Source organism: Sinorhizobium sp. 22678 (assembly GCF_052044265.1).
GTDB classification, from domain to species: domain Bacteria; phylum Pseudomonadota; class Alphaproteobacteria; order Rhizobiales; family Rhizobiaceae; genus Sinorhizobium; species Sinorhizobium meliloti_A.
Map to the genome: position 1 here is coordinate 105431 of NZ_JBQEMS010000012.1, position 23168 is coordinate 128598.

At 63.1% G+C, this 23168-nt stretch carries 20 protein-coding genes; 10 read left to right on the top strand and 10 right to left on the bottom strand.

From position 1 onward, the window contains the following. The 3 genes from ACTJKL_RS19220 to ACTJKL_RS19230 all read right to left on the bottom strand — a co-directional run bounded on the left by ACTJKL_RS19220 (position 1) and on the right by ACTJKL_RS19230 (position 3133). Complete coding sequence (locus tag ACTJKL_RS19220; protein ID WP_127711541.1) at positions 1 to 720, bottom strand: IclR family transcriptional regulator; 720 nt, start codon at positions 718 to 720, stop codon at positions 1 to 3. A gap of 390 nt (positions 721 to 1110) precedes the next feature. Beyond that, positions 1111 to 2091, bottom strand: a complete 981-nt coding sequence (locus tag ACTJKL_RS19225; protein WP_440853555.1) for an NADPH:quinone reductase — start codon at positions 2089 to 2091, stop codon at positions 1111 to 1113. A 16-nt stretch (positions 2092 to 2107) separates the two neighbouring features. Next, entirely contained in the window at positions 2108 to 3133 is a 1026-nt protein-coding gene (locus tag ACTJKL_RS19230; protein ID WP_440853556.1) for a diguanylate cyclase domain-containing protein, read from the bottom strand. 321 nt (positions 3134 to 3454) lie between these two features. Between ACTJKL_RS19230 and ACTJKL_RS19235 the strand changes: the two genes are divergently transcribed. Both ACTJKL_RS19235 and ACTJKL_RS19240 read left to right on the top strand, forming a co-directional pair. Next, positions 3455 to 4687 (top strand): HlyD family secretion protein, encoded by a 1233-nt coding sequence (locus ACTJKL_RS19235; RefSeq protein WP_275598758.1) that lies wholly within the window; start codon positions 3455 to 3457, stop codon positions 4685 to 4687. Then, on the top strand, positions 4669 to 6663 hold the full coding sequence (locus ACTJKL_RS19240; RefSeq protein ID WP_440853557.1) for a glycosyltransferase family 2 protein: 1995 nt from the start codon (positions 4669 to 4671) through the stop codon (positions 6661 to 6663). The genes ACTJKL_RS19235 and ACTJKL_RS19240 overlap by 19 nt, the downstream gene beginning before the upstream one ends. Before the next feature lie 35 nt (positions 6664 to 6698). Here ACTJKL_RS19240 and ACTJKL_RS19245 read toward each other — a convergent pair whose 3' ends face one another. After that, entirely contained in the window at positions 6699 to 7412 is a 714-nt protein-coding gene (locus ACTJKL_RS19245) for a transcriptional regulator NanR (protein ID WP_338283198.1), read from the bottom strand. Between the two features lie 137 nt (positions 7413 to 7549). Between ACTJKL_RS19245 and oiaX the strand changes: the two genes are divergently transcribed. After that, entirely contained in the window at positions 7550 to 8806 is a 1257-nt protein-coding gene (gene oiaX / locus ACTJKL_RS19250; protein ID WP_440853558.1) for a 3-oxo-isoapionate-4-phosphate decarboxylase OiaX, read from the top strand. 23 nt (positions 8807 to 8829) lie between these two features. Continuing rightward, complete coding sequence (locus ACTJKL_RS19255; protein ID WP_440853559.1) at positions 8830 to 10158, top strand: four-carbon acid sugar kinase family protein; 1329 nt, start codon at positions 8830 to 8832, stop codon at positions 10156 to 10158. Between the two features lie 39 nt (positions 10159 to 10197). Here ACTJKL_RS19255 and ACTJKL_RS19260 read toward each other — a convergent pair whose 3' ends face one another. The 3 genes from ACTJKL_RS19260 to ACTJKL_RS19270 are packed head-to-tail and all read right to left on the bottom strand — an operon-like array spanning position 10198 to position 14037. Continuing rightward, the gene (locus ACTJKL_RS19260; RefSeq protein WP_440853560.1) at positions 10198 to 12489 is read right to left on the bottom strand and encodes a xanthine dehydrogenase family protein molybdopterin-binding subunit; all 2292 of its coding nucleotides are present in this window, start codon (positions 12487 to 12489) and stop codon (positions 10198 to 10200) included. A gap of 1 nt (position 12490) precedes the next feature. After that, complete coding sequence (locus ACTJKL_RS19265; protein WP_440853561.1) at positions 12491 to 13474, bottom strand: FAD binding domain-containing protein; 984 nt, start codon at positions 13472 to 13474, stop codon at positions 12491 to 12493. After that, positions 13471 to 14037 (bottom strand): (2Fe-2S)-binding protein, encoded by a 567-nt coding sequence (locus ACTJKL_RS19270; RefSeq protein ID WP_440853562.1) that lies wholly within the window; start codon positions 14035 to 14037, stop codon positions 13471 to 13473. Before ACTJKL_RS19270 ends, ACTJKL_RS19265 begins: the two co-directional genes overlap by 4 nt. Positions 14038 to 14163: 126 nt before the next feature. Here ACTJKL_RS19270 and ACTJKL_RS19275 point away from each other — a divergent pair, with 126 nt between their 5' ends. Together ACTJKL_RS19275 and ACTJKL_RS19280 are read left to right on the top strand one after the other, a co-directional pair. Then, positions 14164 to 14703, top strand: coding sequence for a metallophosphoesterase family protein (locus ACTJKL_RS19275; protein ID WP_198516735.1), 540 nt, complete (start codon positions 14164 to 14166; stop codon positions 14701 to 14703). 91 nt (positions 14704 to 14794) lie between these two features. Continuing rightward, complete coding sequence (locus ACTJKL_RS19280) at positions 14795 to 15385, top strand: alpha-ketoglutarate-dependent dioxygenase AlkB (RefSeq protein ID WP_440853563.1); 591 nt, start codon at positions 14795 to 14797, stop codon at positions 15383 to 15385. Between the two features lie 11 nt (positions 15386 to 15396). On the opposite strand, the gene ACTJKL_RS19285 is transcribed toward ACTJKL_RS19280, so the two are convergent. Beyond that, positions 15397 to 15660: a hypothetical protein gene (locus tag ACTJKL_RS19285; protein WP_440853564.1), complete on the bottom strand. Its 264-nt coding sequence runs from the start codon at positions 15658 to 15660 to the stop codon at positions 15397 to 15399. 27 nt (positions 15661 to 15687) lie between these two features. Next, positions 15688 to 15861: a hypothetical protein gene (locus ACTJKL_RS19290; protein ID WP_440853565.1), complete on the bottom strand. Its 174-nt coding sequence runs from the start codon at positions 15859 to 15861 to the stop codon at positions 15688 to 15690. Between the two features lie 141 nt (positions 15862 to 16002). Between ACTJKL_RS19290 and ACTJKL_RS19295 the strand changes: the two genes are divergently transcribed. From ACTJKL_RS19295 to ACTJKL_RS19305, 3 genes are read left to right on the top strand one after another with little or no spacing between them, the layout of a single operon-like run. Beyond that, on the top strand, positions 16003 to 17391 hold the full coding sequence (locus ACTJKL_RS19295) for a c-type cytochrome (RefSeq protein WP_440853566.1): 1389 nt from the start codon (positions 16003 to 16005) through the stop codon (positions 17389 to 17391). Between the two features lie 2 nt (positions 17392 to 17393). Then, positions 17394 to 17891, top strand: coding sequence for a (2Fe-2S)-binding protein (locus ACTJKL_RS19300; RefSeq protein ID WP_275598767.1), 498 nt, complete (start codon positions 17394 to 17396; stop codon positions 17889 to 17891). Further along, entirely contained in the window at positions 17891 to 20131 is a 2241-nt protein-coding gene (locus ACTJKL_RS19305) for a xanthine dehydrogenase family protein molybdopterin-binding subunit (RefSeq protein WP_440853567.1), read from the top strand. The genes ACTJKL_RS19300 and ACTJKL_RS19305 overlap by 1 nt, the downstream gene beginning before the upstream one ends. 15 nt (positions 20132 to 20146) lie before the next feature. On the opposite strand, the gene ACTJKL_RS19310 is transcribed toward ACTJKL_RS19305, so the two are convergent. Next, positions 20147 to 20926: a helix-turn-helix transcriptional regulator gene (locus ACTJKL_RS19310; protein WP_100672365.1), complete on the bottom strand. Its 780-nt coding sequence runs from the start codon at positions 20924 to 20926 to the stop codon at positions 20147 to 20149. A 111-nt stretch (positions 20927 to 21037) separates the two neighbouring features. Here ACTJKL_RS19310 and ACTJKL_RS19315 point away from each other — a divergent pair, with 111 nt between their 5' ends. Then, the gene (locus ACTJKL_RS19315) at positions 21038 to 23167 is read left to right on the top strand and encodes a hydantoinase/oxoprolinase family protein (protein WP_275598769.1); all 2130 of its coding nucleotides are present in this window, start codon (positions 21038 to 21040) and stop codon (positions 23165 to 23167) included. The last annotated feature ends 1 nt before the right edge of the window (position 23168 follow it).

Consider the following 23168-nt stretch of genomic DNA (forward strand, 5'->3'; position numbering starts at 1 on the left):
TCATTGTTCTCCTCGCAGGCGCGCGGCGCTTGCCGCCGCGGCTGCGACGACGATCCGGGCGCACTTGTCAGTGTCGAAACCTGTGAACGGGCCGGAAAGCGCGAGCGCGCCGATGCATTCGTTCTGCGCATCGATGATCGGGGCGGCGACGGCCGATACGGTCCGTGGCCCTTCGACCTCCGAAATGGCGTAGCCGCACTGGCGAACCTCGGCGACGATCTGGTCATCCGGCAGTTCGACGCCCTGCGCCCGTAGACGGTCGACTATTTCCGGACGGGAGAACGATACGAGCACCCGGCCGAATGCGGTGCGATCGAGACGGAGCTGCGTTCCGATCCGAAGGTCCGCGCGAAGAACGCCTCGCGACTCCACCCGCCGAACGATGACCGCGGATTTTCCGTCGAGAACGGCGAGCGAGGCGGTCTCACCGCTCTGGGTGACCATCTCTTCCAGAACGCCGGCAAAGCGCGCGCCGAGGTTGGATTGTTCGAGCGCCATTGCCGCATGCCCGACGATGCGAAGCGTCAAGCGATACCGGCCGTCGGGCGTCTGCTCGATCCATCCGGCTTCCACGAGGGTAACGAGGCGCTGATGGGCCGCACCCCGCGCTTCGCCAAGTTGGCGCGCGATGTCGACGAGGCGCAGCGGCTCCGGTGCAGCGGCGATGCACTCGAACGCTGCGAGGGTCTTGAGCACCGATGATAAGGGTCGAACCGACATTTTGAAAAAATTCCAAACAGCCTATTGTCTTCTAATAGAAGACAGCGTATATATATGTTGGACATAGATTTGTCCTCTGTCAACTTCGTTCTGCGCGATCGAAGTGGATTTTTTCCGCGCCGAGTCGGCGCTCGCTTCCTGAAAAGAAAATCCGAAGGACTTCAGCGGCTTGCAGCGTCAGGCTTGCATCGCCACCGACGAAGCCAATGTCGCGCCCGTGCTCGATTGCCGGGCCGCGACTCAATGCGCCACATTTTAGGAATTGCAGGCGAGAGGCTTTTAGAACACTTCCACGATTGTACGTGTGAGCCGAACGGTTCGAACGTCGGCCCCGATACGGACGCACCACCCGGCCTCCGGTGCCGCGGTTTTCATCGGGCTTGCCGCGGCCTACCGAGCGAGAGAAACGATGACGTTGCCGACCGGTTTCCCGCTCTCGACCGCCTCGTGGGCTGCGGCGATGTCGTCCAGCGCGAATGTTTCGGCGATATGATGTCTGAGAAGCCCGGATGCCAGCTGCCCTTGCAGCGCGCCGACGGTCTGCTCGCGCACTTCCGGCGACATCTCATAGACGATGAAGAACCGCGCCGCAGCGCCGGCGAGGATCATCGGAAAGAACTCGAATGAGATTTCCGGCTTGCTGGAGCCGTATATTACGCAAAGCCCGTCCCGCGCTATGATGCCTGGCAGCATCTCGACATTCGTGGCGGCGTCCACCTCTATGACTCGGTCGACGCCGCGCCCGTTGGTGATGTCCCCTATCCGGTCGACGACATCTTCCGTTCTGTAGTTGATCGTGTGGTCGGCTCCCAGCAGCGTGCAGATTTCGGCCTTTTCCGACGAACTGACGGTCGTGACGATGCGCGCCGCGCCATAAAGCCTGGCGAACTGAATGGCGTAAGCGCCGACTGCGCCCGCACCTCCGGTGACCAGGACGGTTTTTCCAAATACGGCTCCGTCCGTGGTCACCGCGCGAAGTGCCGTCAGCGCTGGAATGCCGAGGCAGGCGCCCTCCTCGAAAGATACGTTATCGGGCAGGTGAACCGCCTGATCCTGCGGAAGGACCACATATTCGGCAGCCGTACCGTTCGAACGCCGCCAGGCGGCATTCCAGCTCCATACCCGCTCGCCGATGCGCTCGCCTGCGACGCCCGTTCCCACGGCGTCGATAATGCCCGCGCCATCACTGTGCGGGATCATTCTCCCGGCAATGAGGGGCCGTCCCGCCCTGGCCTTCACATCGGACGGATTGACGCCGGACGCATGTATGCGGACGCGGACCTCTCCGGGGCCGGGGATAGGCTCGGGAAGGCTGCCAACCTCCAGGACATCGCGGGCGGCGCCATTCTTCTCGTACCATGCAGCTCTCATTGTCGTTGCCTTTCCGTCAGGCGTCGAGGACGACGAAACGGTCGCGACCGTCACGCTTTGCCGCGTAGAGAGCCCTGTCGCAGCTGTTCAGCAGCTCCGCTCGTTGCTGCCCGTTGGACGGGGCGAGGGCGCCGCCGATGCTGATGCGTGCGAGGACCGCCTTGCCGTCTACCTGGAAGGGTTCGCGAAAGGCTGCGACCAGCCGCTGCGAAACCGCTGCGAGCGCCGGCGCATTGGGCGGATTTGGAATGAAAACGGCGAATTCGTCGCCGCCCATGCGGATCGCGACGTCGCCTGCTCTGATGACCGAGCGAATCCGGTTGGCGGCCTCGTACAGAACCTCGTCGCCGGCGTGATGGCCAAGCTCGTCGTTGATCGCCTTGAATCCATCCATGTCGAGATAAAGAGCCCCGAAGGTCTGACCCGCCGCAATCGCGTGGTGGAGAGCCCCGTCGACGATCGACGAGAGGGCCGAGCGGTTGAACAGGCCCGTCAACGGATCGGTGATGGCCGCATTCTGTAATTGGTTATGGGCGAGGCCCGTGACGAGATTCGCCTTCTGCAGGCTCAAAAGCGCACTGGCGACCGCCGCAAATCGGCGCAGGTTCTGCGCCTGCTCGTCGGAAAGATCCCTGGGCCGGCCATCGAGGATGCAGAAGCTGCCGACGGGCAGGTTCTCGAGATAGACGGGCGCGCCGGCGTAAAACCGGAAGTGCGGGCTTCCGACCACATACGGTCTCGTTTTCAGTTCACGGTCTTCCGCCAGATCCGGGATAATGAGGAGTTCGTCCGCGAAGACGACCCGCGTGCATATGGACATCTCGCGCGAGCATTCGCCGATCCTCAAGCCCGCCTGACCGGCGATCCGCTGCCAGTCTTCGTCGATGATGTTTATGGCGGCGTAGGAAACGTCGAAGATGCCCTTGGCAAGCTCGGCCAGGGTTGCGAGTTCGGGCGTGGGAGCGCTGCCGATTGAATTGAGCGAACGGACTGCAAGCAATCTTTGACGCTCGTTCGTGGGGATTCGTACGGCTTGTCCCATTTCTGTCTCCGTCGTTCGTGAAAGAAGGCGATCCGGGCGACCCGTCCCTTGTTAGGGGAAGCCCAGCGGCGTTCCGACCTATCGCAAAAAAACGTCGGCGCGCTATCCTTAAACCTTAGAGTAATGCGGGCACTCTCCGTCACTCGCCGAAGTTTTGCGCAGTTCACCACGGAAACATGCAAATTTGAGGGTTGCTCAGCAAAGAATACCATTCAATCGTGACGGGATGCGGCGAGGCGGACTTGAGTTCGGGCGCGGCGTCGCGAGAAGAGTTGCAGCAGCGTATCAGCCGAACCGGCTGACCCCAGTGAGTAATTTGACATGATCCTCAATCATCGGCTCACACGTATTACCGTCGGCATCCTCCTCCTGGCGCTTGCAATTGCCGTCCTGCTGCCCGGGTTGACTGGCTACAGCAGCCTGGATGGGACGGTAAACGCACGCCTTGCCGTGATAAATGCGCCGATCGACGGCGAGATCGAGAAACCGGCGCCTCGGATCGGAACGCCGGTGGCAGAGGGTGAAACGCTCGCGACGATCCGTAACCAGCGTGTCAACAGAGCGATCCTGGCGTCGCTGCGCACCGATCATCGAACCGCCGTCGAGCGCGTCGCGGCGCTGCGGCGGGAGCGGGATGAACTCGCGCGATTGCGGGATGATCTTGCCGGGCGGCTCGACATCTTCAGGAACGCGACCATCGCCAGTCTGGAGCGCGAGGTTCAGATCCTGCAGAAGAGGGTCGAAGTGTCGCGCGCGCAGGACGTCGTGGCGAGGGTCGACCTCGTCCGGCGGCAGGACCTCGAGGCCAAGGGGATATTCACCCGCAAGATGGTGGAGGCGGCGGAAGCCGCCGGTGCGGCCGCCGGCGGCGAACTCGAGATCAGCAATTTGACCGTGGAATTGCTGCAGCAACGCCTCAAAGCCGTGCGTCAGGGCATATTCATCGTCGGCGACGGCCAGAACGACGTGCCTTATTCCAGGCAGCGCCAGGACGAGGTGATCGTCCGCATCCACGATCTCAATACGCGGATCGCGGAGAACGAGGCACGGGCAAAACAGACGGACCAGCAGATAGCCGAGGAGGAGAGGCGGGTTCTCAGTCTCGAAGCCGCGACGATCCCGTCGCCCTTCGATGGCGTCGTGTGGAGCCGCAACGTGGTCAGCGGTTCCAATGTCGTTCTGAACAACGAGATGATGCGCATCCTCGACTGCCGCGAGCTGTTCGTCGACATTCTGGTTCCTGAAGTCGATTATGACGAGATCTATCCCGGCCGCGAGGCGGAGGTCCGGCTCTTCGGGCGCGGAGATGTCTTCCAAGGCCGCGTGCAGGCAGTCAAGGGATCGTCCGCGGTCGCGGAAAAGGACACGCTGGCCGCCAACGAGCCGGAGACAGAGGAGCGAAATGCCCGCATCCGCGTCACGCTCGCTCCGTCGGCACTCAACACCGATTTCGCGAATTTCTGTCAGGTCGGGCGAACGGCCCAGGTCCGTTTCTCCAAGCGCAGCCTTCACCTGGCCCAGTGGGTTCAAAGCTTGTGGTTCAGTCTCTTCTAGCGTTGGCGCCGACCTTACTCGTCATCGCCTTTTTTCTCCTCGGGCCTTTGAACTGGCCGCGCCACAGGAGCTGGTCGCGCGCGGTCACCTGCGCGGTCGTCGCTGCCTTCGCGCTGCGTTACCTGATCTGGCGGTTCACCGAGACCGTTCTGCCCTATCCGAACGACGGTGCCAATTTCTATTGGGTCTGGTTCGTCTTCATCGTCGAGTTCCTCGCCTTTGCGGAGGTGGTGCTCTTCCTCATCCTGATGAGCCGCTACGTCGACCGCAGTGCCGAGGGGGATCGGCTGGAGCGGCAGTTTTTTGAGCGGGATGAACGGGAACTTCCCACGGTCGACGTCTTCATACCAACCTATAATGAGCCGCTCGACGTACTGGAACGGACGATCGTCGGGGCGCTTGCGCTCGATCATCCCAAGGACAAGCTGAAGGTTTATGTGCTCGATGACGGCCGGCGCGACTGGCTCAGGACGTTCTGCGAGGGGCGCGGGGCGATCCATGTCACGCGCAGCGACAACGCGCATGCCAAGGCCGGCAACATGAACAACGGATTGCGCGTCAGCTCAGGCGATTTCATCGCCGTCTTCGATGCCGATTTCGTGCCCTATCGCAGTTTCCTCCGGCGCACCTTGCCTTTCTTCATGGACGATACCATCGGCATCGTGCAGACACCGCAGCACTTCTTCAACGTCGATCCGATCCAGTCCAATCTCGGACTGGAGAACCTATGGCCCGATGAGCAACGCTTGTTTTTCGACGAGATCGCCCCCAGCCGGGACGGCTGGGACGTCAGCTTCTGCTGCGGCTCCTGTTCGATCGCAAGGCGCAAGGCCGTAGACGCCATCGGCGGATTTCCGACCGAGTCGATCACGGAGGATCTGCTGACGACGTTGTCGATGCTCAACAGGGGTTTCAAGACGCGCTATCTCAACGAGCGCCTTTCGATGGGTCTGGCGGCCGAGAATCTCACCGGCTATTTCGTCCAGCGCGAGCGCTGGTGCCAAGGCGGTATCCAGACGCTCTACCTGCACAACGGCCCCTTGCGCGGGCCGGGTCTCTCGCTCTTTCAGCGCGTCATGTTCCTGCCCATGTCGTGGCTGGTGCAATATCTGGTCCGCTTCATCGTGCTTCTCATTCCCATAATCTATCTGTGGTTCGGCGCCCTGCCGCTCTATTTCACGGATGTCGCCGATTATGTCTCGAACCAGGTGCCCCTGCTCGCGGCCTATTTCCTGCTGATGTTCTGGCTCACGCCGACGCGCTACCTTCCGGTGGTTTCCACCGCCGTCGGTACCTTCTCGACCTTCCGCATGCTGCCGACCGTCCTTTCGAGTCTGGTCAGGCCCTTCGGCAAGCCATTCAAGGTGACCCCGAAGGGCAGCAGCAACGAGGAGAACGTCTTCGACGCCTATACTTTCACCTGGATCGCCGGCTTCATCGTGGTTACCGCGCTGGGCCTCCTGATCAACATCGTTCCGGAGACGGCGCGGGTAGAGGGTTCGTTCTCGGCCATTGCTGCGCTTTGGTCGGGCATCAACATCGTGGTGCTGATCATCGCCTCGCTTATCTGCTTCGAGAAGCCGCGGCGCCTGCTGCAGGCGTTCAAGCTCGACGAGCCGGTGGATGTGGATGGCGTCGGGGGCCGCCTCGTGAGCCTCTCGCTGGACAAGGCGGTGGTGGCGGTTTCGACGGAAACGCGGTTCAAATCGACCAAGGTCAGGTTGCACATCGAAGGCTTCGCGCCGCTCGAAGCGGATCTGAAGCAGGTAACGCAGCGGCGCGGGGACATCACCCGCACCGGCGACAAGCAGCGTTACTACCTTCATCTTCACTACGACCTGCGTGGATTCGAGCGGGACAAGATGATCATCAAGCTCTACACCGGGCGCTATTCCCGGGACGTTCCGGATATCGACAAGATCGCGGTTTCGGTGAATTTGCTGTTGCGCGCTTTCGGTCGCACGCGAACCGCCTGATCAGCGGTTCTGCAGCCGGGCGAGAAGCTTTCTGTCTACCTGCCCTTCGGGGCATAGAGCGTGCGTGAGCGCTCGAGGTGTCTGATCATCGCCTGCTCGGCTTCGTCCGGATTGCCGCGGCGGATACAATCGATGATTTCCTCGTGTTCCGTGAGGGTCACGTTCTCCCGGCCGGTCCAGATCAGCATTTCCGTATGATACTCTTTGAGCCAGCCGAGCATCGCCTCGCTGACGGCGGTATATATCGGATTGCCGGAAATCTGGGCAATGCGGGTGTGGAACGCCATGTCCGCGGCAATGAAGGCATCGGGATCCTCGAGTGCCGCCTGCTGCCGCTTCAAGGTTTCCTCCAGCGCCGCGATATCGCCGGCTTCGGCCCTGCTTGCCGCCTCCCGCGCCATGCCGCGTTCGAAGAAGATGCGCGCGCTCTTCAGGTGTTCCAGCGAATCCGAGGAGGCCGCGAGCATGATCTTGGCCGCGGCATCCACCTGCCGAAGCAGCGACCGCGCCGTCGGCTGCAGCACCTTGGCCCGCTCGCCATGCGAAATCTCGATCAGCCCCATATTGGCAAGCGCCTGCATCGCCTCGCGAATGGCCGGGCGTCCCACCTGGAAGCGCTCCATCAGCATCCGCTCGGAGGGCATCTCATCTCCCGGTTGCAGCTCGCCGGTTTCGATCAACGCCTTCAGCCGCGCAAACACCTCGTCGGAAAGTTTCCTGCGGATGATGGGCTCGGATTGCATGACCATGTGAACTCCAGCAGCTTGCGGATCATTCTCTATAGGCAGGTTTCTTCCGGCAGGCGAGATTTCTCTTGCCTAACTCAGATACTCATTATACCAGTTGCGCGAGAGAAGCTACTGAATCGAATGCAAAGAGCGCTGCCGTGATACGCATCACCTACCGCATCGAGACCCCGGGCGATGTCGAAGTCCTGGCGAGAAAGATCGCAAGCGACCAGTCGACCGGAACGTTCGTGCCGGTGCCGGGCGAAAGCGAAGAGCTGAAGGCGCGGGCGGCCGCGCGCGTAGTGGCTATCCGCCACCTCGAACCCGCCGATCGAGCCTCATGGCCGGACGAGGCGGGAGGTGCCACGCGCTTCAACCGGGCCGATGCGGAGATTGCCTTCCCGCTCGATGCGGTAGGAACGGATCTTTCCGCCTTGATGACCATTGCGATCGGCGGCGTCTATTCCATCAAGGGAATGACCGGCATCCGCATCGTGGATATGAAGCTCCCGCCGGAGTTCGCGGCGGCGCATCCGGGGCCGCAGTTCGGTGTTGCCGGCAGCCGGCGCCTGACCGGTGTCGAAGGCCGTCCGATCATCGGGACGATCGTCAAGCCGGCGCTGGGTTTGCGGCCCGAGGAAACGGCGATGCTCGTCGGCGACCTGCTTTCCTCCGGGGTGGATTTCATCAAGGACGACGAGAAGCTGATGAGCCCGGCCTATTCGCCGCTGAGCGCGCGGATTGCAGCCATCATGCCGAGAATCCTCGACCACGAGCAGAAGACCGGCAAGAAGGTGATGTATGCCTTCGGCATATCCCACACCGATCCGGATGAGATGATGCGAAACCACGATCTGGTGGTCGCGGCCGGCGGCAATGCGGCGGTCGTCAACATCAATTCCGTCGGAATGGGCGGCGTCGCTTTCCTGCGCAAGCGCTCCGGCCTCGTTCTCCACGCCCATCGCAACGGCTGGGACATTCTCACGCGTCATGGCGGCTTGGGAATGGAGTTCTCTGTCTGGCAGCAATTCTGGCGCCTCCTCGGGGTCGACCAGTTCCAGATCAACGGCATCCGCGTCAAATACTGGGAACCTGACGAGAGCTTCGTGAAGTCCTTCGAGGCCGTGAGCACGCCGCTCTTTTCCAAGGAAGATTGTCCGCTGCCGGTCGTGGCGTCGGGTCAATGGGGCGGACAGGTGCCCGAGACCTATGCACGGACCGGGCATACGACCGATCTGCTCTATCTCTGCGGCGGCGGCATCGTCAGCCATCCGGGCGGACCCGGCGCCGGCGTCAGGGCCGTATGCCAGGCTTGGGAGGCGGCAGTCGCCGGGATCCCTTTAGCGGATTATGCCAGGGATCACCCCGAACTGGCGCAATCGCTCGAGAAATTCGCCGACGGCAAGGGCGCCTGACTTCCGCGCGACCGGAGACCCCAATGCACATTCCCTTGCTCAGCTACTACGGCGACGATCTGACCGGCTCGACCGACGTGATGGAGGCACTCTCCTCCCACGGGGTCGAAACCGCGTTGTTTCTCAAGGTGCCTGAGCCTTCGCTCTTCGAGCGCTTCGGCCATTGCCGGGCCTTTGGGCTCGCGGGCACCAGCCGCAGCCAGACACCGGGCTGGATGGCGGAAAACCTTCCTCCGGCCTTTCTGTGGCTGAAGGCGCTGAAGGCGGAGATCGCCCACTATAAGGTTTGCTCGACCTTCGATTCGAGCCCCGGTGTCGGCAACATAGGCAAGGCGATCGAGATCGGGCGGGATGTCTTCGGCGCCGCGCCGGTACCGCTGGTCATCGGCGCGCCGCAGATCCGCCGTTACACCGCCTTCGGCAATCTGTTCGCCGCCTTTCGCGGCGAAACCTACCGCATAGACCGGCATCCGGTGATGAGCAGGCATCCGGTAACCCCGATGAACGAGGCGGATATCCGCCTTCACCTTTCGCGTCAGACATCGCTCAGCGCGGCACTTGTAGACCTCGTGCAACTCGCATCGCCGGACGTGGACGCGTTCGCCGACAGGGCTTTCGCGGATCACCAACTCGTCCTTCTCGATGTCGCGGATGAGGGGAGCCAGGCCGTCGTCGGGCGCCAGCTCTGGCGGACGCGAGCGGCGGAAGGGCAATTCGTCTGCGGTTCGTCCGGCATCGAATATGCGCTCGTTCGCGAATGGCGTCGCCTTGGCCTGCTCGGCGAAGCGCCGGCATTCGCGCCGCCCGGACCGGTCGACCGGATCGCGGTGGTTTCGGGCAGCGTCTCTCCGACCACGGAGCGGCAAATCCGTCATGCGATGGAGAACGGTTTCGAGGGGATAGGGCTCGATGCAGTCGCACTCGCGGCGACGGATGCCGGCTCGGCATTCGAGGATGCCGTTGCGCGGGGGCTTGCCTGTCTGGAGAAGGGCCGGAGTATCATTCTCTATACCGCACTCGGCCCCTCTGCCGATCGGGGCGAAGCCATTCCTCTGGAGGATGGCTCGCGTCACCGGATCGGCGAACGGCTCGGATCGCTGCTGAGAGAACTGGTGACGCGGGCCGGGCTCCGCCGCGCTGTGATCGCCGGGGGCGATACGTCGAGCCACGCCCTTGGCCAGCTTTCTGTCGACGCGCTTACATTGCGGCTGCCGCTTCCGCAGTCGCCGGGATCGCCTCTCTGCACCGCGCATAGCGCCGATCCGAGGGTGGACGGCATGGAGGTCGCTCTGAAGGGCGGCCAGGTCGGGTTCGACGACTATTTTTCGATGATCCGGGATGGACGGGGCTAAGGCTCTTCCGAGGAAAAGTGCGTCGTTCCGAAAGCGCTCTCATAGCAGCTTGTCGAGCGTTATCGGCAGATCGCGAATGCGTTTTCCCGTCGCGTGAAAGATGGCATTCGCAATTGCCGCAGCTGCGCCCGTTATGCCGATTTCGCCGACCCCGTGTGCGCCAAGCGGCGTATGTTCGTCGGGAATGTCGTTGTAGATGACCTCGATATGCGGCACGTCGAGATGCACCGGAACATGATATTCGGCGAGTGACGGATTCATGATCCGCCCGCGGCGCGTGTCGAGCAAGGTTTCCTCCGCGAGAGCCATGCCGATCCCCATGACGATCCCGCCGCGAAGCTGGCTGACGGCCGTTTTCGGATTGAGGATCCGGCCGCAATCGAAGGAGCCGAGCCAGCGCGAGATCCGCACTTCGCCAGTTTCCCGGTTGACGCGAGCTTCGCAGAATTGCGCGCCGTAGGAGGCCATGGAGTACTTCATCACCTCGAACGGCATTCCCGACGTCTCTTGCACTTCAATGAAATCACGGCCGGCGCGCTTCAGGATCGAGGCATAGGTCTCGCCCTTGCTTCCCTCGCCGGACAGGAAAAGCCCGCCGTCGCGTGCCTCTATCTCTACGTTTGCACCTGCCAACGGCGAGCCGTTACCGGCGAGCTTGATGAGTTCGCGATGGATCTTTTCGACGGCCACCTGCACCGCCGCGGCGATGCTGCCGGTCTGGCTCGAGCCGCCGGCGATGATCGGCGAGTCCGGCAGGGCGGAGTCTCCATAGCGGAATGAAACCATCTCCAGCGGCAGGCCGAGACGGTCGGCTGCGTGCTGAATCTGCACCGTCGCGGTTCCCATGCCCATTTCGTTCGCCGCCGCTTGCACGAGTGCGCTGCCATCGGCGGAAATGCGAAGGCGAACTGCGGCGGGAAAGCGGAAGACCGGGTAATAGGCCGTCGCCACGCCTTGTCCGATCAGCCAATTTCCATCGCGCTGCGAACACGGCTCGGCCGGCCGCCGGCTCCAGCCGAACCTTTCCGCGCCGCGCCGATAGGCCTCGACGAGATGACGGCTCGAAAATTCCGTGCCTTTCGTGGGATCCTTTTCGGGCTCGTTCAAGCGGCGAAGTTCGACCGGATCGATCTTCATCGCGTAGGCGAGTTCGTCTATGGCCGATTCCAGAGCGAAAGTGCCGATCGATTCCCCCGGCGCGCGCATCCATGTGTTGGCGACGGTATCGAGATCGACGACCTTCTGACCGACGGACATTGTCTGCGAGGCGTAGAGATGCCGCGGAGTCAATGAAAATTGCTCGGGATACTTGGCGTGGGTCGTCGTCGCCGTCACCCCGGTGTGAATGATCGCCGCGAATTTTCCATCCTCATCGGCGCCGAGCGCGACGCGCTGTTCCGAAGGCGTGCGGCCGCCGATGAGGCGGAAAACGTCTTCGCGAGCGAGCGCCATTTTGACGGGGCGATTGGCGACTTTGGCCGCCGCCGCACAGAGCGCGGTGTGATTCCACAAGGCGGCCTTGCCGCCGAAGCCCCCGCCGACGAATGGCGCGATGACGCGCACGTCGTCCCCCTTGAGGCCAAACATGCCGGCGAGTGCGTGCTTGCAGCCGTTTACGAATTGGGTCGAATCGAAAACCGTCAACCGGCCGTCTTCGTCCCAGGCGGCGATCGTCGCATGCGGCTCTATGGCGTTGTGGTTGTAGTGCGGTGTCCGGTAGAGATTGTCGACCTTGAATGCCGCCGCCGCGAAAGCCTTCTCAGGGTCGCCGATCTCGAGTTCGGGATCTTCGCCCAGGACGGCGGACGGCACGGTCGCTTCCGCCTTGAGGTCCGCGAACGAAACCCGCGCTGCTTTCTCATCATAGTCGACGCGCACGAGCGAAGCCGCATGCTCCGCCTGTTCGAGCGTTTCGGCAACGACAACCGCGACGGGCTGCCCATTCCAACTGATCTCGTCGTCCTGCAGAACAGCGAGATCACTAGCCGCGAACCCCTTGTCCATGTGCCTTACGTCCATGAGTGGCGGTCGTTTCATCTTCGGGGCGTTTTCGGCGGTGACGATCGTTATGGCGCCTGGACTCCTCTCGGCATCGGAGGCGTCGATTCCGACAATCCTCCCCTTGGCGATCGTGCTGCAGACCGGAACGGCATAGGCCAGATTTTCGATCTCGAATTCCGCGGCGAAGCGCGCTTCACCCTTCACCTTCCGTTGCCCGTCAACGCGGCTGACGGGCGTGCCGAGGTAACCGTGTTTGTGGATAAGCGGGTCCGGCGCCTTGTCGGGCATAAACTGGACGACGGTTTCCATAAGCTTCTGCAGGACGCTCATCTTACCCTCCGGCCAATTCGCCCAACACGCCGACGATCGTGCGCTTCGCCAACTCGACCTTGAAGGCGTTATGGGCGAGGCCTCTTGCCGGCGCGAGTTCGGCTTCCGCCGCCTGTCTGAAGCTCTCGGCACCAGCGTTCGCTCCCGCCAGGACGCGCTCGGCTTCGGTAGCCCGCCACGGCTTGTGCGCCACGCCCCCGAGCGCCAGACGGACGTTCCTGACCTTGCCGCTGTCGATCTCCAGAGCGGCGGCCACGCTGACCAGGGCAAAAGCATAGCTCGCGCGGTCCCGGACCTTCCGATAGAGCGAGCGCCTGGCAAAGCCGAGCGGCGGGATCTCGATGCCGGTGATAAGTTCGCCGGGCTGCAGGTCGGTCTCGATATGGGGTGTATGCTCCGGCAAACGGTGGAAGTCCTCGAAGGCAATCGTCCGCGCGCCGCTGGGCCCGACGACGTTCACCTTCGCATCGAGAGCCGCCAGGGCGACGCACATATCGGACGGATGCGTGGCGATGCAGCTGTCCGAGGCTCCGAGGATCGCGTGCATCCGATTGAAGCCCCCGATCGCATCGCATCCCGCTCCCGGTGCACGCTTGTTGCAGCGCGCCGCGTGGTCGTAGAAATAGAGGCAACGCGTTCGCTGCATGAGGTTGCCCGCAACGGTCGCCATGTTGCGGATCTGGCCAGATGCTCCGAACACGATCGCCTGGGCCAGAAGCGGATAGCGGTCCCGCACGACCGGATGACCGGCGACCGCGGTGTTCCGCACCGTCGCACCGATAGCAAGGCCGCCATCCGGCCGCTCCTCGATCCGGTCCAGAGGCAGCCCGGTAACATCCACCAGCGCGTCCGGCTGTTCGATGTTCTCGCGCATCAGGTCCACAAGGTTGGTGCCGCCACCGAGCAACTTCGCATTCGGCGTCTTGGAGAGGAGCTGCACGGCGGTTTCCAGATCAGTCGCTCTCGCATAGGCGAAGCTCTTCATTTCGCCACCTCGCGGTCAAATGCGCTGTGGATCGCCTCGCAGATGCCGACATAAGCCCCGCAACGGCAGAGGTTTCCGCTCATGCGTTCCTTGATCTCGGCGTCCGAGAATTCGATCGTAGCCGCGGCCATGTCCCCGGTCACGGCGCTCGGCAAGCCGCTTTGAAATTCTTGGAACATTCCGATCGCCGAACAGATCTGCCCGGGGGTGCAATAACCGCATTGGAAACCGTCATGCTCTATGAATGCGGCCTGAAGCGGCTGAAGCTCGCCATTGGCAATGCCTTCGATCGTGGTGATCTCCCGGCCTTCAAGCTGAAGCGCCAGCGACAGGCAGGACAGGACGCGCTGACCGTCCACCAAAACCGTGCAGGCCCCGCAGGCGCCCTGGTTGCATCCCTTTTTGGGCCCGGTAAGGCTCAAATGCTCGCGCAGAACGTCCAGCAGAGAGGTGCGTGGGTCGATCGACAGGGAATAATCGACGCCGTTGATCTTCAGCAGGATCAGCGCTGAGCCGGCAGGCGGGATGGGTGCCGCCTTAGGCGTTCGGTGGGGCGATGGCATGAGCACACCCTCTCGGTTTGCATCAGCCGCGGCATCTCGCGCCGCGGAGCGGGGCAGGTCAGTCGCGCGAGGCGGCAGGGGTTGCCAGAACCCGGCAATCGGATGAATGTTCCGAAGATTGTTCGCATGCGGCACGACCGCGGCGGCCGGGCAGGGACAGCGATTGGCGAGATGATCTATTTCACGGGCGACACGCATTACGGCGATCCGCGTGTGCTTCGCATCGACCGCCGCCCGTTTTCCAATATGGCCGAACATGATGCCGCCCTGATCGCCAATTGGAACGAAACCGTCTCGCCGCAAGACGACGTCTGGCACCTTGGCGACTTCGCGGCAAAGAGAACCGGGCTTGCCGAAGATCTGCTATCCCGTCTGAACGGCCGCAAGCACCTCATCGTAGGCAACAATGACCCGATCGACACGACCGGGGCGAGCGGCTGGCACAGCGTGCAGCATTATGCGGAGCTGATGGTCGATGGGCGGCTGCTCGTCCTTTGCCATTATCCGTTCCGGACATGGAACCAGATGGGAAAGAAGTCGATCAATCTGCACGGGCACTCCCATGGCAGGCTGAAGCCGATCCCGCGGCAGTTCGATGTGGGCGTGGATGCGAGAGGCCTGCGTCCGGTCCGGCTGGTTGATATTCTCCCCCAGGCCGGGCGGTAAACTCCCGCTTGGCGCTTCGGGGAACGTGCGAGCCTTTCGAATGTTCTCCAATATCGGTGGCAGGCTTGCGTCCCGAATGCGAGGTGCTTCAATGCAAGGAGACCTATTCGGAAACCCGCCCGGCAATCTGCCCGAGGGCTTCCGCTACCAGGCGGGTATCGTTCCGCAGAAGCTCCAGGAGGTACTTTTGGAGGCGCTGCCGGGGCTTCCCTTCAAGCCTTTCGACTTTCACGGCTACGAGGGCAGGAGGCGTGTGGTTTCATTCGGCTGGAAGTACGACTTCGACACCGAGGCGGTCCGGAAGATCGATGCCATTCCCCCGCTGCTTCTGCCGCTCAGGCAACTGGCGGCCGACTTTTCCGGACTGCCGGCGGAGGGACTCCAGCAGGCACTGGTCACCGAATATGATGTCGGGGCCCCGATCGGCTGGCACAGGGACAAGGCGGTGTTCGGCGATGTCGTCGGGATATCGCTGCTGGCTTCCTGCACATTCAGGTTGCGCCGAAAGCGGATCGGCAAATGGGAGCGGGCTTCCGTCATTCTCGAGCCGGGCTCGGCATATCTCCTCTCCGGCAGTGCGAGATCCGAATGGGAGCATTCCATCCCGCCGGTAGAGCGCCTGCGCTATTCGATCACCTTCCGGGAGCTGCGCTCAGGGATTACCGCCGACGGCCGTGCGTGACTCTGTCGATATCAGCCGGTCAACGTGCCCCAGGACGGATCCCATTCGACGTCCTCCACGAGCTCGACATAGATCGGGACCGACGCTTCGCTGTGGCTTGCCGCTAACCTGAAGGCCGACTCGGCCTCCATTTCTTCTCCGGGAAAGATGACGTCATCCTCGGAGGGGTCGGTGACCTTTCGCACATATCCCCGCACGGCGTCGCCGGAGTGGTAGAGTTTCACGACCATGGCGCCCGGCACGGGTCTTTCCGGAAGCCGCTGATAGACGGACATCGGGACCTCCCTCAGTCGCGGCAAAAGCTAATTCCGGCCATCGTTCGGCCTTGCCTTGTCGCCCCTCTTCTTCACCGTCGTCGCTGTCTTGGCATCCGGCTCCTGTCCGTAATACGCGCCACCCAAATGGCCCCCGGCGCTCGTCTTCTCGGCCTGTTTTCGTGCGTCCTTCTGGGCTTGCTCGACATTGGTCTTGCTCATCTTGGGAACTCCTCTGATTGCTGCTGTGTAACCACAGGCGCGCGCTTCTGTTCCGGGGCAGCGTTTACGTCGGGCAAACATCAAAGCCGCTTGGAACACATCGGCAATTGCGGCGTTTCCCCAAATCGGCGGAGATTCCCGATGCGAGCTTTGAGGGTGGCGATCGGCATCGCGGCGGTCATCTTTGTGGCTGTTGCTGGTTTCCTTTTATTTGCGTGGCGTTCGGAGTTACCCGAAGACACCGCGGCGGCGGAGGCGCGCTTTGCTCCGGAGCTGGTTGCCAAGGGCGCGCAACTGGCGGCGCTCGGCAATTGCATCGCCTGCCACACCGTGCCTGGGAGACCGGCATTTGCCGGCGGCCTTGCATTGCCCACCCCCTTCGGCACGATCTACTCCACCAACATCACCCCTGATCGCGAAACGGGCATCGGCGGCTGGAGCGAGGCGGCCTTCGAGCGCGCCATGAGGGAAGGTGTCGACCGGGAGGGAAGTCACCTCTACCCGGCGTTCCCCTATGAGCACTTCACGCGTGTTTCGGCAGACGACAATCGCGCCCTCTACGCATTCCTCATGACGCGTGTTGCAGTGAAAGCCGAGGCGCCGGAAAACGACCTTCCGCTTCCCCTGCAGTTCCGGCCCCTGCTTGCCGGCTGGAAGCTGCTTTTCCTCGACGGCGGCGAGCGGGAGCCGGATCCCGGCCAGAGCGAGGCCTGGAACCGCGGGCGTTATCTTGTCGAGGGCCTCGGCCACTGTGGCGCCTGCCATACGCCCCGCAACCCATTTGGCGCCGAAGACCGCGACCGGCATTTCGGCGGCGGCGAAGCGGAAGGCTGGCAGGCCTATGCGATCAACACGGAGTCGAAGGCGCCGATCCCCTGGGACGAGCAAAGCCTCGCCTTCTATCTTCGCAACGGCTGGCACGAATTCCATGGCGTTTCGCGCGGGCCCATGGCCGAGGTGACGGGCAATCTCGCCTTCCTGCCGGACAGCGATATCGCGGCGATCGCCACCTATGTAATGTCGATCATGGGCGCCCCGACGCCGGAACGCGAGCAAAGGGCGGCACAGTTGCGCGAGGCTTTTGGAGGGCAGCGCCCGGAGCAGGCGGCGGACAGCCAGAGCGCACCGGCCAGCGTGGTGGGCGGCCAGCCCGGCGAAGCAATTTATCTTGCCGCCTGTGCAAGCTGTCACGAGAGCGAGCGGCGTCAGCCCTTCGGAGGGCTGAATTTCCAACTCAGCACCGCCGTCAATGCGCCGAACCCGCAAAACATCGTCAACGTGGTGCTGTTCGGCCTTCCGCCGGCCGATGGCGAAGCGAGCGCAGTGATGCCGGCTTTCCGCCATCTGCTCAGCGATCAGCAGGTGGCCGATCTCCTTGCCTACATGCGCGAGCGGTTCTCGGAGGAGCCACCCTGGGCCGGGCTCGTCGAGCAGACGGCCAGAACCCGTTCCGGGACCTACAAGGTGGCAATCCGGCCCTCTGACGGCATTGAAAGGGCGCCGCACCATGTCGGCGCCGAGGAGGATTGAAGATGGTATCGCTGACAGTCAACGGCAGCCCGCATCAGATCGAGGCAGATCCGGCGACGCCGCTGCTTTACGTCCTGCGTGACGAACTGGCGCTCAACGGGGCCAAATACGGCTGCGGACTTGGGCAGTGCGGCTCATGCACCGTGGTCGTCGATGGCGAGGCGGTGCTTTCCTGCATGGTGCCTATCATGCTGCTGGACGGGCGGGAGATCACCACCATCGAGGGCTTGGGTACGATCGACGCGCCGGGGCCGCTGCAGGAGGCGTTCATCGAGCTGCAGGCGGCGCAATGCGGCTATTGCATCCCGGGCATGATGATGAGCGCGCATGCGCTTTTGCGCCGCAACGCGCAACCGAGCGAAGAGGACATCCGCGAGGCGCTTGCGACCAATCTTTGTCGTTGCGGCACCCATATGCGGATTCTCGCGGCGATCCGGCGCGCCGGCGAACTGATGCAGGCCGCCTCGCTGCGTGCCACTGATCAGGGGAGGGCCGGCTGATGGGCCTGTTTCAGGAAGAAATCACCCGCCGCAGCGTCATCGCAGGCGCCGGCGGGCTCGTCGTCGGTTTCTCGCTCGGCCGTGCATTTGCCCAAGAGCTTCCGCCGGCAATGCCGCCGGCTGCGCCGGTGTCCCTGCCGGGCAGCCTTGACGAGGAGCGTTTCCTCGATTCATGGATACGCATCGATCCCGACAATTCGGTCACGGTCTTCACCGGCAAGGCGGAACTCGGGCAGGGCATTCGAACGGCCCTGTTGCAGGTTGCCGCCGAGGAGCTCGAAGTCGACCCCGCGGAGATCCGGCTGATAACGGCCGACACCGGCCGAACCCCGAATGAAGGGTTCACGGCCGGCAGCCAGTCGATGCAAAACAGCGGTACCGCCATCAGGAACGCTGCAGCGCAGGTGCGGGCCCTGCTTCTGGCCGAAGCTGCCAGGCGCTTCGGCATGGCGGCGACGGAACTCAGGGCGGAAAACAAGGCGGTGCTGGCAAAAGACGGACGGCGGGCGACCTACGGCGAGCTCGTTTCCGGACAGATGCTGCACGTGGAAGCCCAGCCGCAATCGGCATTGAAGCCGCCTGGCACTTTCCGCGTGATCGGCAAAACACTGCCGCGCGTCGACATCCCGGGCAAGGTGACGGGCGAGGCGGCCTATGTTCATGATCTTCGCCTGGAGGGCATGCTGCATGCGCGCGTCGTGCGCCCGCCGAGCCCGGCTGCCAGACTATCGGAGGTGGATGCGAGCGCCGCCGAGTCGCTGCCGGGAGTCGTGTCGGTCGTGCGCGACGGCAATTTCCTGGCGGTGGTGGCCTCGAAAGAGTTCCAGGCGGTGAACGCCATGCGGGCGCTGGCGGCGGCCGCGCGGTGGCAGGAAAGCGAGACGCTCCCCGACCAGACCGACCTGCCGGCGGAATTGCAAAGACTCGAGAGCGAGGTGGGGACGGTCGCCGAGGCCGGCATGCTTTCGTCCGGTGGCAAGGTCTTCGAGGCGACGTTTAGCCGGCCCTATCAGATCCACGGCTCGATCGGCCCGTCCTGCGCCGTCGCGCGGATGAACGCGGACGGGGCGTTGGAGGTCTGGTCACACACGCAGGGTGTCTTTCCCGATCGGGCGGCGATCGCCGAGATGCTGGCCATTCCGGAAGACAAGGTCCACGTCGTCCATATGGAAGGATCGGGCTGTTACGGCCACAATGGCGCCGATGACGCGGCTGCGGATGCGGCCCTCATCGCCAGCAAACTGCCGGGCAAGCCGATCCGGGTGCAGTGGATGCGGGAGCAGGAGCACAGCTGGGAGCCCTATGGTCCTGCGATGCTCATGAAGATCAGTGCAGCACTGGACGACCGGGACAGGATCGCCAGCTGGGCCTATGACCTTTGGAGCAATACCCACTCCACCCGTCCGGGCGGAGCCGGTGCGCTCCTGGCGGCGCGCCACAAGGCCGAAGCCTTCCAGCCGAAGCCTGCCAAGCTCAATATCAGTCCGTCGGGCAACGGCGACCGAAATGCCAATCCGCTCTATGTGATCCCGAACAAGCGCGTGCTCTGGCATTTCCTGGCCGAAATGCCGCTCCGCGTATCGGCGCTTCGCGCGCTTGGGGCCTATGCCAACGTCTTCGCGATCGAAAGCACGATCGATGAGCTGGCGCTGATCGCCGAAGCGGATCCGGTCCAATTCCGGCTACGCCACATGGAGGACCCGCGAGCCCGTGCCGTGATCGAGCTGGCGGCGCAGCGCTTCGGCTGGGACAAGGCGCAAATGCCCCGCAATCGCGGACGCGGCTTCGGTTTCGCCCGTTACAAGAACCTTGCCGCCTATCTGGCGGTGGCGATGGAGGTGGATGTCGAGCCCGAAACGGGCCGTGTTCATGTGGTCCGCGCCGTTTCGGCCATCGACAGCGGCGAGATCGTCAATCCGGACGGCATCCGCAATCAGACCGAAGGCGGAATTTTGCAGGCGATCAGCTGGACGCTCTACGAGGCCGTCGCCTTTGACCGGACCAGGATCACCAGCACCGATTGGTCCAGCTATCCGATCCTGCGTTTCGCCAGTGTACCGGAAAGCGTGGAGGTCCACATCGTCGAGCGTCCCGGGGAACCTTTCCTCGGCACCGGAGAGGCGGCCCAGGGCCCGGCCGCCGCAGCCGTCGCCAACGCGATCAGGGATGCGACCGGCAAGCGCCTTTACGATCTGCCTTTTACCAGGGATCGAATTCGAAGCGCCGTCGGGCGCGCGTGATCCAACGGCAGGTCCTCACGACAGCCGGTATTGCTGGAAGACCTGCAGGAAGAGTTCGCGCTCCGTCGTGATGTCGAGCTTTTCATAGATGTGCGCCCGGTGGTTCTTGACCGTGCCCGGGGCAATCCCGAGCCTGGACGCGATGGTCGCGTTAGGGTGCCCCTGCAGAATGAGGGCGACGAGTTCGCGCTCCCGTGCCGTCAGATCCGGCCACAGGATCAGCGAGGCCTGGACGGCACTCACCGGTGCTTCCCCCATGGCTTCGGGCGTGCTGGTTCGCCTCAGATCGGGGTCGCGCGTGCGGGTATCGGTTGCGTGCAGTGCTTCGAAAACCGGAAAACGGCTGCGCAGAGCCGCGACCTCGCCATCGCTGAACATCGATGTGGAGCGGTCGAGAAAAATACCTAGGCACCAGTCGTCTCCGTCTTCCAGCAGGATGCCGACCTCGTCGCAGATTTCGGATTGCGCCAGGAACTCCGCTATGTAGCGGCCGCGCTTGGGGGCGTCGTCCGCCAGGCTCTTGAGAGGCACGATCCCTGCGCGCCTGTTCAGACGCCAATAGGCATAGAAGGGATCGAATACATAATAGGTATCGAGATAACGAGCCACCATCTCGTCGGAGTAACCGCGGTGCTTGACGAATTCGGGCTTGCGGGTGGCGGAATAACGGGTGACCGTGATCAGATTCTGCGGCACCACGGCTCCGATCATGTCGATCAGCCGGTCGACATGCCTGTCGGTACCGGTGGCGCCGATCGCTTGCGCCAAGATCTTCCAGAACCCATCGCCGCTCATAAGTTCGTCTAGCACTGTTCCCCCCGCCGGTCATTGTGCCTTTTGGCACATTTCCCGGCCGAAAATTCCCACCTAGGTTTCCTCCATCAGCAAAGCCATGGAGGTAAGACCTTGGAAAACCCAATCGTGATCGGCATCGACGCGGGCGGCACGATGACCGACACCATCCTTGTCGATCAAAACGGGCACTTCAAGATCGGCAAGGCCGCGACCACGCCGAAAAACGAGGCCGAAGGCTTCATTTCGTCCGCTGTCGATGCGGCGGACGCCTGGGGTATCTCCCTCGACAGTCTTTTTTCCGGTCTCGACGTGGTGCTCTATTCCGGTACCGGCATGCTCAACACCTTGCTCTCCCGCACCGGTCGTAAACTTGGCCTGATCACCACCAAAGGCATGGAGGACATGGTGCTGATGGGCCGCGGCCTGCAGGCCTGGGCGGATTATTCCTATGCCGACCGGCTCCATGCGGTCACCCACGCCCACCCCGATCCGCTGGTGCCGCGCCGCCGCACCCATGGCGTTACCGAACGCATCGACCATTTCGGCGATATCGTGCTGCCGCTCTACGAGCACGAGGTAACGGCCGCGGCCCGTGCGCTGATCCGCGACAAGGTCGACGCGATCTGCATCATGACGATCTTCAGCCACGTCAATCCGGTGCATGAGAAGCGCATCGCCGAGATCTGCCGCGAGGAGGTTGCCGCCGCCGGTGTCGAGATCAATGTCTATACCAGCCACGAGGTGCGCCCGGTGATCCGGGAACAGTCGCGGCTGAACTCGGTGCTGATCGAAGCCTATGCGACGTCGCGCGGCCGCCAGCAGCTCAAGGGAATCGAGGAGGCCTCGCACAAATACGGCTTCAAATACGGCGTGCAGACGCTGCTCTCTTTCGGAGGCTTGACGTCGATCAACCATCCGCGCCTCCACGAGACGATGATTTCCGGGCCGATCGGCGGCATTCTCGGGGCAGCCTATGTCGGCAAGCTCATAGGCAATGACTCGCTGATCTGCTCGGACATGGGGGGAACCTCCTTCGACATGGGCGTCATCTCGCGCGGCCAGACCCGCATCGAGAACGAGCCGCTGATGGACCGCTTCAAGCTCAATGTGCCGACACTCCATCTCGACACGATAGGGGCGGGTGCCGGCATGATCCTCAAGGTCGACCCGCTGACCAGGAAGGTGTCGCTCGGACCTGAAAGCGCCGGCGCGGATCCCGGTCCGATCTGCTTCGCGAAGGGCGGCACGGAGCCGACCATCGCAGATTGCGATGCGATCCTCGGCCGGCTGAACCCGTATTACTTCCTCGGGGGCAAGGTGGTGCTCGAGGTCGAGAAGGCGCGCGCGGCCTTCAAGGAAAAATGCGCGGACGTGCTCGGGGTCGGTGTAGAGGAAGCGGCTGAAGGCATGATCGAGATGCTGGAGCAGGACGCCAATAACGCGCTGCGACGCGTTATCTCGGGCCAGGGCATCCATCCTTCCGAGTTCACGCTTCTTTCCTACGGCGGCTCGGGCCCGCTGCATCTTGCCGGCTGCTCGAGGGGCATCGGCTTCAAGGACATCATCACGTTCCAGTTCGCCGCCGCTTTCTCCGCCTTCGGCTGTACGACGGCCGATTATATGCGCCGGCATTCGGTGTCGACCCAGATCGATATCGGCGCCCGCGCCTCGGACGACAGGCTCGCTGCAGCCGGCGCGCAGGTCACCCGGGTGTGGCAAGACCTCGAAAAGGCCGCCGTCGACGAGATGCTGACCGACGGCCATGCGCGGGAAAAGATCAGGACCGTCCCCTTCTTCATGGCCCGTTACACCGGCCAGCTGGAGGACGTCGAAGTCATTGCGCCGCTTGCGTCCATCAACGGTCCCGACGACATGCGCGCGGTGCTGGCGCAGTTCGAGGAGGTCTATGCCAAGGCCAATCACCGCGTTTCGAAATACGGCGAGGCGGGCTTCTCCCTGATGGAACTCGGCGTCATCGCCACTGCCGAAAAGATCAAGCCGGTGCTTGTCAGGCGGCCTCTCGGGAGCGCCGATCCGCAATCCGCCCACAAGGGCGTGCGCGAAGCCTATATCGGCGGCCGCTGGCACAGGGCGGATCTCTACGAGATGGATCTGCTTGAGCCCGGCCACGAGGTGATCGGCCCCGCAATCATCGAGCACCCGGCAACGACGCTGGTGGTGCATCCGAACGATCGCGTCTTTATCGATGAATGGACGCTGCTTCATTACAACCATGCCTGAG

Bases quoted from the DNA above. Each gene is read 5' to 3' on its own strand.
- ACTJKL_RS19295 (WP_440853566.1), top strand. From the start codon at position 16,003: ATGCGAGCTTTGAGGGTGGCGATCGGCATCGCGGCGGTCATCTTTGTG.
- ACTJKL_RS19280 (WP_440853563.1), top strand. From the start codon at position 14,795: ATGCAAGGAGACCTATTCGGAAACCCGCCCGGCAATCTGCCCGAGGGC.
- ACTJKL_RS19255 (WP_440853559.1), top strand. From the start codon at position 8,830: ATGCACATTCCCTTGCTCAGCTACTACGGCGACGATCTGACCGGCTCG.
- ACTJKL_RS19265 (WP_440853561.1), bottom strand. From the start codon at position 13,474: ATGAAGAGCTTCGCCTATGCGAGAGCGACTGATCTGGAAACCGCCGTG.
- ACTJKL_RS19285 (WP_440853564.1), bottom strand. From the start codon at position 15,660: ATGTCCGTCTATCAGCGGCTTCCGGAAAGACCCGTGCCGGGCGCCATG.
- ACTJKL_RS19245 (WP_338283198.1), bottom strand. From the start codon at position 7,412: ATGGTCATGCAATCCGAGCCCATCATCCGCAGGAAACTTTCCGACGAG.
- ACTJKL_RS19260 (WP_440853560.1), bottom strand. From the start codon at position 12,489: ATGAGCGTCCTGCAGAAGCTTATGGAAACCGTCGTCCAGTTTATGCCC.
- ACTJKL_RS19305 (WP_440853567.1), top strand. From the start codon at position 17,891: ATGGGCCTGTTTCAGGAAGAAATCACCCGCCGCAGCGTCATCGCAGGC.
- ACTJKL_RS19270 (WP_440853562.1), bottom strand. From the start codon at position 14,037: ATGCCATCGCCCCACCGAACGCCTAAGGCGGCACCCATCCCGCCTGCC.
- ACTJKL_RS19230 (WP_440853556.1), bottom strand. From the start codon at position 3,133: ATGGGACAAGCCGTACGAATCCCCACGAACGAGCGTCAAAGATTGCTT.
- ACTJKL_RS19275 (WP_198516735.1), top strand. From the start codon at position 14,164: ATGCGGCACGACCGCGGCGGCCGGGCAGGGACAGCGATTGGCGAGATG.
- ACTJKL_RS19235 (WP_275598758.1), top strand. From the start codon at position 3,455: ATGATCCTCAATCATCGGCTCACACGTATTACCGTCGGCATCCTCCTC.
- ACTJKL_RS19225 (WP_440853555.1), bottom strand. From the start codon at position 2,091: ATGAGAGCTGCATGGTACGAGAAGAATGGCGCCGCCCGCGATGTCCTG.
- ACTJKL_RS19310 (WP_100672365.1), bottom strand. From the start codon at position 20,926: ATGAGCGGCGATGGGTTCTGGAAGATCTTGGCGCAAGCGATCGGCGCC.
- ACTJKL_RS19220 (WP_127711541.1), bottom strand. From the start codon at position 720: ATGTCGGTTCGACCCTTATCATCGGTGCTCAAGACCCTCGCAGCGTTC.
- ACTJKL_RS19300 (WP_275598767.1), top strand. From the start codon at position 17,394: ATGGTATCGCTGACAGTCAACGGCAGCCCGCATCAGATCGAGGCAGAT.
- ACTJKL_RS19290 (WP_440853565.1), bottom strand. From the start codon at position 15,861: ATGAGCAAGACCAATGTCGAGCAAGCCCAGAAGGACGCACGAAAACAG.